This window comes from Clostridium sp. D43t1_170807_H7 (assembly GCF_015555905.1).
Classification (GTDB): Bacteria; Bacillota; Clostridia; order Clostridiales; family Clostridiaceae; genus Clostridium.
In genome coordinates this window covers 1-11,020 of the sequence record NZ_JADNLK010000045.1, presented here as the reverse complement: position 1 = coordinate 11,020, position 11,020 = coordinate 1, and the positions used below count along the sequence as shown (strand labels likewise).

General features: G+C 26.1%; 10 protein-coding genes. 2 read left to right on the top strand and 8 right to left on the bottom strand.

What is annotated here, in order from left to right; genetic code table 11:
• Positions 1–589 precede the first annotated feature (589 nt).
• On the top strand, positions 590–1,771 hold the full coding sequence (locus I2E98_RS15275; protein WP_195469734.1) for a HEPN domain-containing protein: 1,182 nt from the start codon (positions 590–592) through the stop codon (positions 1,769–1,771).
• 153 nt (positions 1,772–1,924) lie between these two features.
• Complete coding sequence (locus I2E98_RS15270) at positions 1,925–2,758, top strand: hypothetical protein (RefSeq protein ID WP_195469733.1); 834 nt, start codon at positions 1,925–1,927, stop codon at positions 2,756–2,758.
• An 81-nt stretch (positions 2,759–2,839) separates the two neighbouring features.
• Here I2E98_RS15270 and dut read toward each other — a convergent pair whose 3' ends face one another.
• The 8 genes from dut to I2E98_RS15230 all read right to left on the bottom strand — a co-directional run.
• Positions 2,840–3,268, bottom strand: a complete 429-nt coding sequence (gene dut / locus I2E98_RS15265; RefSeq protein ID WP_195469732.1) for a dUTP diphosphatase — start codon at positions 3,266–3,268, stop codon at positions 2,840–2,842.
• A 4-nt stretch (positions 3,269–3,272) separates the two neighbouring features.
• Positions 3,273–4,328 (bottom strand): hypothetical protein, encoded by a 1,056-nt coding sequence (locus I2E98_RS15260; protein ID WP_195469731.1) that lies wholly within the window; start codon positions 4,326–4,328, stop codon positions 3,273–3,275.
• A 129-nt stretch (positions 4,329–4,457) separates the two neighbouring features.
• On the bottom strand, positions 4,458–7,799 hold the full coding sequence (locus I2E98_RS15255) for a DEAD/DEAH box helicase family protein (RefSeq protein WP_195469730.1): 3,342 nt from the start codon (positions 7,797–7,799) through the stop codon (positions 4,458–4,460).
• 155 nt (positions 7,800–7,954) lie between these two features.
• Entirely contained in the window at positions 7,955–8,293 is a 339-nt protein-coding gene (locus I2E98_RS15250) for a hypothetical protein (protein WP_195469729.1), read from the bottom strand.
• Between the two features lie 211 nt (positions 8,294–8,504).
• Positions 8,505–8,705, bottom strand: a complete 201-nt coding sequence (locus I2E98_RS15245) for a hypothetical protein (RefSeq protein WP_195469728.1) — start codon at positions 8,703–8,705, stop codon at positions 8,505–8,507.
• A gap of 106 nt (positions 8,706–8,811) precedes the next feature.
• Positions 8,812–9,321 carry a hypothetical protein gene (locus tag I2E98_RS15240; protein ID WP_195469727.1) on the bottom strand — a complete coding sequence of 170 codons (510 nt, stop codon included), beginning with the start codon at positions 9,319–9,321 and terminating at the stop codon, positions 8,812–8,814.
• A gap of 27 nt (positions 9,322–9,348) precedes the next feature.
• The gene (locus I2E98_RS15235; protein ID WP_243251233.1) at positions 9,349–10,509 is read right to left on the bottom strand and encodes a restriction endonuclease subunit S; all 1,161 of its coding nucleotides are present in this window, start codon (positions 10,507–10,509) and stop codon (positions 9,349–9,351) included.
• Positions 10,499–11,020, bottom strand: a 522-nt coding sequence (locus I2E98_RS15230; protein ID WP_195469726.1) for an N-6 DNA methylase, incomplete at its 5' end; no start/stop codon positions are given. The genes I2E98_RS15235 and I2E98_RS15230, both read right to left, overlap by 11 nt.

The window sequence follows — 11,020 nt, the reverse complement described above, 5'->3', positions numbered from 1 at the left end:
TGTTGATATATATTCATTAATGACTTATACATCTTAGGCAAATACTTTTCAATTTCTCTTAATATAACATCTGCTCTTTGTACCAAAGTGCCATGAATTTTGAATACTCCTTTAACACTGACATAGCCTATGTTAAGAAGTGTTTTGTAGATAAATATAAACCTATATTAATTAAACAGAAAGTAGATTCTTCTTTGATTTCTAATGCTGAAAATTTTTTTATTACATCATTTAGCTTAGATTCTTTTGATGAAGGTTATCTAAAACCTGATTTATTAATTAAATTTTGTAAGTATATTTCTATTAATCAAAAACTATTCTATGATAACTATTATAAATTTGTATTTTCAAGTTATGATAAAGCCATTCTCAATTGGCGAAATTCAAATAACTTGTCTCAAAAGCAAGCTGCTAAGCTACTACAAGTTAGTCCTGTATCAATTTGTTCTTGGGAAAGATTATTAACCTATCCATCTAGATATCAATTTAGTCTTCTTATTAACAACAGAATAATATCATTATAATTCCTTTTATTCCATTATAATGATATTATATTGTTGATTATGTTTTTAAGGAGAAAGTTGTAATTATGATAAATATGAGTAAATATATTCCTATACATGGAATTAAACTTAATAAACCCCTTTCATTAGAAATACCAATAAAATGTGTACCATCATCTATGATAATGTACAGTGACAACAATTATATAGATTCTATTAATTTTTTAACGTATTCGGAGTACCTAAGCCTGAATTCTATAATAAATAAAAATGATATTAAAGAATGTGATTTAATTGCAGAATTTTCATCTATTTCCCATAATACATTAGAAGTCGAAAACTTAAAAATTGTTTTATCTGCTATTTATTTTGCAGATAGAATGTCAAATACTAATAAAATAAAATATAAATTCATGGAATCAACAGCTATAAATTATATGATGTATGGTGAAACAGTAGAAAATGCTATTAATTTAGCTGATGACCTTTATAATAAAACCAATAATGAATTTTTTTCTGTATATAAACTTCCAGGATATCGAGATAATAACACTGATTTTAAAGAATTTTATTGGTATATATCATTAGGTAATTATAAAGTAACTAATGATAATTTTGATAGATTTATTACTAGAGCATTTTCTTCTAATTTAGATGACGAATATATTAGACAAAGAAAATTCCAAGAGAAGATTGTACATGTAGATGTTAATGATACTTTTATAGATTATATAGAATTTATTCTTAAAAGACTAAATAATACTGATGAATATTCTAAAAAAATAAAAGCTTCTCTTAGATTATACTATAGTGTATTATATGAAAGTGATATTGAGCAAACTATATTAACATATGTTGCAATTTTAGAAACTCTTTTATTATCAAAAAGTGAAACAAAAGCTCAAAAAGCAAAGGTATCAAATAGGTGTGCATGTATAGTTGCTAATAAAATGAATAAATCTGCAAAAACATTTATAGCTAATCAAGTATCTTATTTCTATAATTATAGAAATTCAATTATACATGATGGAAAAGCATTTTTAGAAATTGACCACGAAAGTAACATAATAAATATACTGATTTCTATAAGACATTTAATATATTTTATCCTAAAATATGTTATAGAAAATAATATTAAAGAGATATCTGATATAGAAACTCTTGTTAAACATAACTTAAAATCTGATGGCATAACTGATTTAAGGGGATATATAACATACTCAAAAGAAAATCCAAATAATATTTCATTAATATACGATGATTATTAAGTGATATTCAAAGTCGGCAATATGTACGGGATGGTATACCATACTGTACATATTGCCGACGTTTTAATTTATAATTTCCTTAATAATTTGTTCTAACATTTTAAAACTCCAAATAAATTTAAAATAGATATTAATTTTTTATTGAGGGGATTTATGGGAACAAAAAAGGAAATTAAAGAGCAAATAACTCGTATACTTGAAGAAAATTTTGATTTCATTTTAAATACACAAGATTCAATTTTAAATTTAGAAAAAACTTTAAGCACAAATGAATTAAGGATATCTATGTATCATATTAAAACTTTTATGAAAAATAAAGGCTATATTCACAATAAAACTACAAATGAATGGTATTCTGTAAATAATACTGAGGAAAATCCCTCAAATAATGAAGATATTAACTCCAAAGAATCTTCTTTAAAAACTAATGAACCTGAAATAATTAAAAATAAAGAAACTCTAAGTGAGACAATCACAGATGATTTAAAAGAATTTTTAAAGAAAAACTCTAAGGAAAGAAATAATGATAAAATTATAAAATCCTCCTTAAATCCTGAAAATAAATCCGAGGAAATTATTGAGGAAATTATTGCTGAAAATATAAAGGAAAAATCTTTAATTCCAGAGGAAAATATTTTAAATGAAATATGGAAAATAACAGATAATACATCCTCAAATTGTGAGTTAATTCTTAAATCTATAACATCATTATTAAAGCTAGTAAATAATATTTCTTTATTATTATCAAAAAAAGAAGATAATCAAATTAATAATATCAATGATAGCAATAATATTGAAATTTCTTCTGGTCAATTAATGGATATTTTAGATGGTGAAACTAAAAGATATGAGCTGACTCTTTCAGTTGCTTTTTTTGAAGCAATAAAACAAAAGTTTTTTCTTAAACATCCTAATAGAACAACTATGACACAACTTAAGGATTCTAAAATTCTATACAAGATTTTGATAGATTACTTTGTATCATAAAAAAACTCAATGATTATTCATTGAGTTTTTTTAACTTATTAATTTGTTTAAATTATTACAGCTATTCTTTTCAGCTAAAGATTAAACTCCAGTAGAACCAAATCCACCTTCACCTCTTGAAGTATCTGTTAGTTCAACAACTTCTTCAACTTTCAAACTTAATGTAGGTTTAATTACCATTTGAGCTATTTTCATACCTTCTGTAATTTTAAAATTATCTTGACCTAGATTTATTAGTATTATGCCAATTTCTCCTCTATACCCCTCATCTATAGTGCCAGGAGTATTAAGAACAGTTATGCCATTTTTTAATGCTAATCCACTTCTAGGTCTTATTTGAGCTTCTGTGTTTTTAGGTAATTGTATTCTTATACCAGTATGTATTAATTTTCTCTCCATAGGTTTTAAAGTTACTTCATCAACAGAAAATAAATCCATTCCTGCATCGTCTTCATGAGCTTGAAATGGTATTATTGCTTTTTCATTAATTTTTTCTACTAATAGTTTCATTCTCTTATTCTCCTTTTCCACTTTTATGTCTAACTACCATACCTATTATTATAGAAATTGTAGGTATAATAGATGCAATTACGATTTCTGCTAGGTCTTTATATTTATCATATAAAAATACAAAAACTCCTACTATTGATAAAACTCCAAAAAGTAAGGTCAATAAGCTATAAATAAATATATCTTTATTATTATTCTTCTTTTTTACCATTTTCACTACAATATTAATTAAACTTTCCTTATTGTTAACCCATTCTTGGTTTCTCCAGCTTTCTATTTCCTTTATTATCTCTTCATTTTCATCTTTTTGACTAAAAGCTTTCTTCAATAATTTCATTTTACATTTTTCATTATTATTACAATTTATACAGCTTGGACATACAAACTTATCACTATCGTACACTATAATACCACTATCTTTTAATTTCTTTTTTACAAAAAAATAGTTAATATCAACACTTTTATCAACTTCATCTTGTATTAAGATACCAATTTTTTTTGTATCTTTGTAATCATAAAAGTCTTTTACATCTAACTTAATGCCATCATCTTGTCTCCCTGATATATTATCATGTATTCCAGAGCTTCTAGATTTTAAACTATAAAGCATAAGCGTAGCAATAGTATCACCAACATTTATACTTATAGGTTCATTAGTTGTGTTATGCAATGCAATTGCTGAAACTCCAAAAAAACAAGGGTCTAAGGTTGTGCCTATATGCCCTATTCCTTTATTTGCTATTTTGACCTTTGAATGATATGTACCTGTAATCCATTTAGATACATAAATACTTTCTTGTGTTTCAACTATACCAGTTTTATTTGCTGGTATAGTTATTTTATTACCTCTTACTATTAGCTTCTGATGCCCATTTTTCTCTTTAATAAATGCACATTTACTTGCTGTTAAATTATATGATGAAGGCTTTAAATTTTCTTCTTTAAATGGATATATAAATATATGGTATCCTAATAACCTTCTTATATTTTTATCACTTAGTGTTCCTCTAATGAAAAACAAAGATACATATGACCATAATTTTCTAAAATAAAATAACATATTCTTCTCACCCTTTATTTTATTTCTAATTTTAACCCCTTATTACATTTTATACCAAAAAATCTCAAATTTAAAGGTTATAACTAAAATAATTATAGTATTTATTACAGCTATAACCTTGATATACTTTTATACAACTTCAGTATTTACTTTAATATCATTAATAATCTTAATTATCTTCCTAGCATCATCCATATTATCTTTAAATAATGTTGCTATATTTCCAACAGTTCTAAATGGGTCCTCTTGAAGAACTCTATTATCTTCAATAAATCCATTAGCTACTACATAATCAACTATTAGTTTAACAAAATGAATTTGATTCACATTTAAGCTCTCATTATTTAAGAACTCAGAGAAAGCTTCATTAGCTGCTTGTCTATCTAGTCCTACTAATTTTCTTACAAGCTTTCCTACAGGCATATTTCCAAATTCTTTTTCATAATCAGCATTTGTACCTAGCTCATTCCACATTATAGTTTCTAATGTTTCTACATCTTGTTTAGTTAACTTCTTATTATTTCTAAGTTTAAATATTGCTAAATCATCTTTATGAGAATTTAAATAATGTTCAACTTTCTTTCTATAGTTTTTAAGGTCATTTGTATTATACATAGCTGAATTAGATTCTTCAGCAATAATAAAATCATCAAAGCTTGTATAATAAATGGTTTGAGTTTGTCTTTGAAGATATTTTAATAATTCCCTTAATGCATCACGTACTTCTTCTAATTCAAATACATCAACATTTTCCCAAAACTCTTCAGTTTTAACTTTTTCAATTATATATTTCTTCTCTTGCACCTGTGGAATAGTTCCTAACTTAGAAAGTTCTTCAGCAGTTTGAATAACACTTCTTATTGGTTTATTAGCATTAGCTCCTTGAAGTCTTGCAAGCTCAATTGTATACATAACTAAATCAAACCTTTTAGCTAGTTCATCATCTTTTAATGAATTTATTAATGGTGAAATATTTTGCTTTATTTCATTTACATTAAGACTTCCTAAAGCATTCCAAATTTCTTTATTCTTATATTTATGAACAAAGTTTAGATGCATTCTTACTCTAAAGTTATCTTCATTTAAAGATTCAACACTAGCTAATACATTATCTAATAGTTCTGCTCTATAATTCTTATAATCTTCTTCCTCATACTTAATGTCTTGTAGCTCTTTTATAAGCTCAACTTTTTTATTAAATATTTTTTCAGTTAGAGATTCTCCTAAAGCTCCATCAAAGCCTTTAGGATTTGCTCTAAAGAATTCAAAGTTATTGCAGAAATCAAATATCAAGAACTCTTCTTTATCTTGACCTAATCCAAGTAAATCTGGACAAAGTCTAGTTCCTCTACCTATCATTTGCCAGAACTTTGATTTACTTCTTACTTTCTTAAAGAAAACAAGATTTAATACTTCAGGAATATCTATTCCTGTATCAAGCATATCTACTGATACTGCTATTTGTGGTAGCTTATCTTTATCAGAGAAATCATCAATTATTGTATCCACATATTTAACGCTGTAATCCACAACTTTAGCAAAATCTCCTCCGTATTGTGGATAAATTGTATTAAATCTTTGTACTATAGCTTGAGCATGTCTACTGTTTTTAGCAAAGATAATAGTTTTTCCTAATTTATCTCCACCTTCAACTTTTAAACCATTATCCATTAATTTGTTTAAAACTAAATCTATAGTATCAGCATTAAATAACCATTGATTTATTGCAGTATTAGAAATTTCTTTATCTATATTTTCATCATCATCAAAAGTATCTTCAAATTGTTCCTTATCTTCTGGTGATAAATCATCATAATTAATTCCTGACTCCATTATTTTAGATTTAACTTCTAATGTTTTATAATCTACTAAATAACCATCTTCTACTGCCTTTTCAAGCTCATATGCAAAAGTAGGGACTCCACTTTCAAGGTCAAATATACTATAAGTATTTTTATCTATTTCATCTTTTGGTGTAGCTGTAAGTCCTAATAATAATGCATCAAAATAATCAAATATAGCTTTATACTTCTTATAAATACTTCTATGAGATTCATCTACAATAATTAAATCAAAGTGACCTGGAGTAAATAACTTTTTACCATCTTTTGTTTTAGCATCATCTATAGCATTCATCATTGTAGGATAAGTTGAAAATATCATTCTTGCTTGTTCTGGATTATCTTTGCTATCTAACAAATTACATAATGATAAATTAGGTAATAACTTAGAAAAGTTATTTTTAGCTTGTTTAACTAAAGCTGTTCTATCCGCTAAGAATAATATATTTTTAACCCAATTATGTTTTGCAAGTACATCAACTATTGAAATTGCTGTTCTTGTCTTACCTGAGCCTGTTGCCATCACAAGAAGTGTCTTTCTTTGATTTTTACTTAAAGCATCACATACAGAAAGTATTGCTTCCTTTTGATAGTATCTATTAGAAATATCATCATTTATTTTTACATTAATAAATGGTCTCTTTTCAAATCTTCTATCTACAATTAGTTGTAATTCATCTTTTGTAAAGAATCCATAAATTCTTCTTGGAGAATAATTATTGTAGTCATCCCAAATATAAGTTTCAAAACCATTAGTATAGAATATTACTGGTCTTTGTTTGAATTCTTTTTCTAAACAATCAGCATATAATTTTGCTTGTTGTTGTCCTATTTTAGGGTCCTTGCTACTTCTTTTAGCTTCAACTACAGCTAAAGGCTTTCCATTGGCTCCATATAAAACATAATCTACAAAACCTATTTCTGAATCATTTGGCATTCCAGAAACTTCAACTTCTTCTCCAATATCTTTATTAAACTCCCATCCAGCAAGTTTAAGTTCAATATCTATATATCTTTGTCTAGTTTCAAATTCACTAATTTCATCTACATTGAAATCATAGTTTTTACAATTATTTTTTCTCTTTTCAGTAAGTTCTTTTCTTAGCTCTTCATTTTGTTTTCTTATTTCTTCAAGCTTTTTATCTTTAGAGCTTAGCTTTTCATAAAGGTCTTTAAGCTCCTCTGGTCTAGTTCTTTTATCTTCCCCATGCATTAAAAGGTCTTCATTAAAAGGCTCTGCCTTATAATCTCCATAACAGTAATCAATCCATGAAACAAATTGGTGGAGATTATGAAGAGCAAGCACAGCTTCTTCTCTTTTTATATTTGCATTAGTATGGACAGCAACATTACCAAGCTTAACTATATATCTAATAAGTGGTAATAGTTTAGAATCTATTGTTTCAATAAAATTATTATCATGTATTAAGCTTGATAAATTATCTTGATAAGGAACATAAAGACTCTCATCAAAACTATAAACCCATTTAACTGCAAGCTCTAATGCCCTTCTTGTAAGAATTGCAGTAGTTGCAGGACTGACTAATATACTTTTTTCAGCTTCAACACAAGCATTATAAAAACTTTTGAATATATCATTATCCTTTAAAAAATTAAAATTTCCACTCATTTTATTCACCTTAATATCCTAAAATTGTATTTAATTTAATTATATCATCATTTCATATCTTAACGCATTAAAATAAGCACCTATCTATATAAGTACTTATTTTATATTAATAATCTGTTGTTCTATTTTAATTTACTAATCACATGCTATAAAAATTAAAGTTTTTCAACTTCTTCTTTTAGCTTTCTTTTAAGCGACTTAGAAATTGGATATTTGTTAATTTTTGTTAAAATACTGATTTTAGTTTCTCCCTTTTTATAAAGTTCTTTTACCACTCCAGTAAAAATAGCATCAAATCCATAGTCTACTAATCCCTGTGAAAGAAGACTAACTACACCTAAAGTTGCAATGCCACCTATCATTCCAAAAGGACCCAATGCTGCTAATCCCGCAGTTATAGCTGCTGCCCCTGTTAACCCAGTTGATGCCATAGTAACAATAAGTATCAATCCTGGCACACCCAATGCTGCTACTTTTGATATTATCTTATCCATATTAAAACCCTCCACCATATATTATTTTATTAATTATACTCACCAAAATAACGTAGGATAATTTATATATTCTATAAATTATATTCTAATAAATCAAATTTAAACTATTAAGTATTAAAAACACTAGTTGCTTATCTATTATAATCATATAAAATAAGCACCTATAAATAGGTGCTTACAATATTATCAAAATAAATAATTACATCTTTTGTTACTTCTTTTCTTTTAATACTTCTTCTATTAATGACATATCAACTTTCAAAATTTCTGAAATATTGTTCTTGGCTATTACTTTTTCTAGCATATTTCTTATACCAATTTTATCTCTATTTAAGTCCACTCTTTGTTTAGCACTATTAATCATATTATCTCTTTCATAAAGTAACCTTTTTCTTTCTAAATAAGTATTCATAGTCTCTTAATTACTACTTGAATATTCAATTTTTTCAGCTTTCTCAATATTATATTCCAAATCCATCGAAGCCCTTAAAACTGCTTCTGATATATAATTCTCTACTTCATATTATTTCAAACTTTAAATTAGGTAGTGATTTATTTTCATAAAACTTTTTTAATTTATCTCTTTCTAATCTATTTTCTTTGTTTTGCCCTTTAAATATATCATCATTAGGATTAGGATGAACTTTTACTACTGAAATATTCTCTTTAATTGCGTAATCCCTTAATTTTTCTAAATAATATGTTGCTATTCCTTTTTTCCTATATTTAGAGTTTATTACATTAATAATCATTAATTTTAAATACGGCTCACAATCATATAATGCTAGCATTCTTCTACCACATTCTAAAAAATCCATAACAAAAATTCCTTCATTATTATCTATATCATATATACAAAATTTAGCCGTATTTTCTCCACACATTAATCCTTTATATATTTCATCATTACTATTTATTTCATTACTATCAAAAATAAATTTTATATTTTTATTTCTTAACTCTAAAATATCAGGAACTCCCCATCCTTCAATTATACTTTTCATATTCTCATTAATATTATTACTCAATATCCCCTAACTCCCTTACATAATATATTAGTTAAATAATTCTCCGCTGAAAGATTTTTGCATTAAAGAACTAAAATTATCTTCTAATTCTTTTAAACTTTTTTCCATTTCAAATTTCAATTTGTCGACTTGTTTAACAAAGTCAGCAAATTTGTTTTGAAGTTCTATATTAGGAATAGGTATAAGAATTTTTTGAAGTTCTTTACTTCTAATACCCTGTGCTGAACTTCCAGTTTTATATTTATCTATATCTATCTTAAATACCATACTCTGCATATACTGAGCAAGGAATATATTATTTAACAATCCACCTTTACCTTGCATAGTTATAACTCTCTGACCCATTGCAAATTTTTTTAAATCATTTGGTATTCTACATACATTACCAAATGTATGTCCCTCAGTAACAAAAAGCACATCTCCAGCAACAGGGAATCCTCTTTTCATCCATGAATCATAAGTTTCTTCTGATATATATTCATCAATATACTTAAAAAATCCATTTCCTACTGATTTCGCATTTATAATTCTAATTCCACTTTCTGAAAGAGTTGGAGTTTTCCCACGATAATCTATAAATGTAGTACATTTTTCTAATGGTAATTTTTCTTCATCTTTTAAATTACCAAACATCTCGATAAATTGTGATTTAACTAATTCATCTAGAGATTTAATTTGTTCCTTTCTCTTATCAATCAATTCTTTTGATTTATCTAATAGCTCAACTATTTTAGCTTGAATTTTATCATCATATAATACTATATCTATCTGTTTTAACCCGTCATTATTAATTGCTTTTTGGGTAGCACCTTTACACAACTTATTTTTCTGATTTAAAAAATAATCACTATTTAAATAATGATAAATGTATTTTGGTAAAACTTTATTGGATGCTCTTAAAACATAAAATCCTGTAGACACAATTATATTTTTAGTATTTTCATTAATTAACAATGTTTTTCTTGTATCTTTCATCTTTGCAAATAAAATATCATTGATTTCAACTAGTTGATTTGCTCTTGACGGTCTACTATCAAAAGTAACAGGTTCTAAATTTACTATCTTACTTTCCTCTAAGTCTCCTGTACTTAAATACATCAATTCGTTATCAAATTCTCTTACACTCTTACCTCCAATAGATACAACATCTAATAATTTTACCGTGTTAATTTTTCTATTACTCTTCATAGTCATTCACCATTTTTTCTAATTCTTCTAATCCTTGAGTTATTTCTTCTTCTAAACTCTTGATTCTATCTAAAATAACACTTGGAGCATCATAATGTACTTCTTCATATTCTATTTCTTTATACTTATTAATAGATAAATCATATCCATTATCTCTAATTTCTTCTACTGTTACAAAGAAACTTTGTTCGGTTCTTTTTCTATCTACTTCTTTATCTAAATTACTAAATCTTTCAACTATATCATTTATATCATTATCTTCAATAGGACTTCTCTTATCATCTAAAGAATATCCATCGGCTTTCATATCATAGAACCAAACTTTATCTGTTCCACCTGTTCCTGTTTTTGTGAATATCATGATTGCTGTTGATACTCCTGCATATGGTTTAAATACTCCTGAAGGCATTGATATTATTGCTTCTAGCTTATGATTTTCTACTATTTCTTTTCTTATAGATTTATGTCCACCAGTTGAACCAAATAAAACTCCATCTGGAACTATAGATGC

Excerpts from the sequence above, each read along its gene's own strand:
- I2E98_RS15275 (WP_195469734.1), top strand. The coding sequence starts at position 590 with ATGATAAATATGAGTAAATATATTCCTATACATGGAATTAAACTTAAT.
- I2E98_RS15270 (WP_195469733.1), top strand. The coding sequence starts at position 1,925 with ATGGGAACAAAAAAGGAAATTAAAGAGCAAATAACTCGTATACTTGAA.
- dut (WP_195469732.1), bottom strand. The coding sequence starts at position 3,268 with ATGAAACTATTAGTAGAAAAAATTAATGAAAAAGCAATAATACCATTT.
- I2E98_RS15260 (WP_195469731.1), bottom strand. The coding sequence starts at position 4,328 with ATGTTATTTTATTTTAGAAAATTATGGTCATATGTATCTTTGTTTTTC.
- I2E98_RS15255 (WP_195469730.1), bottom strand. The coding sequence starts at position 7,799 with ATGAGTGGAAATTTTAATTTTTTAAAGGATAATGATATATTCAAAAGT.
- I2E98_RS15250 (WP_195469729.1), bottom strand. The coding sequence starts at position 8,293 with ATGGATAAGATAATATCAAAAGTAGCAGCATTGGGTGTGCCAGGATTG.
- I2E98_RS15245 (WP_195469728.1), bottom strand. The coding sequence starts at position 8,705 with ATGAATACTTATTTAGAAAGAAAAAGGTTACTTTATGAAAGAGATAAT.
- I2E98_RS15235 (WP_243251233.1), bottom strand. The coding sequence starts at position 10,509 with ATGAAGAGTAATAGAAAAATTAACACGGTAAAATTATTAGATGTTGTA.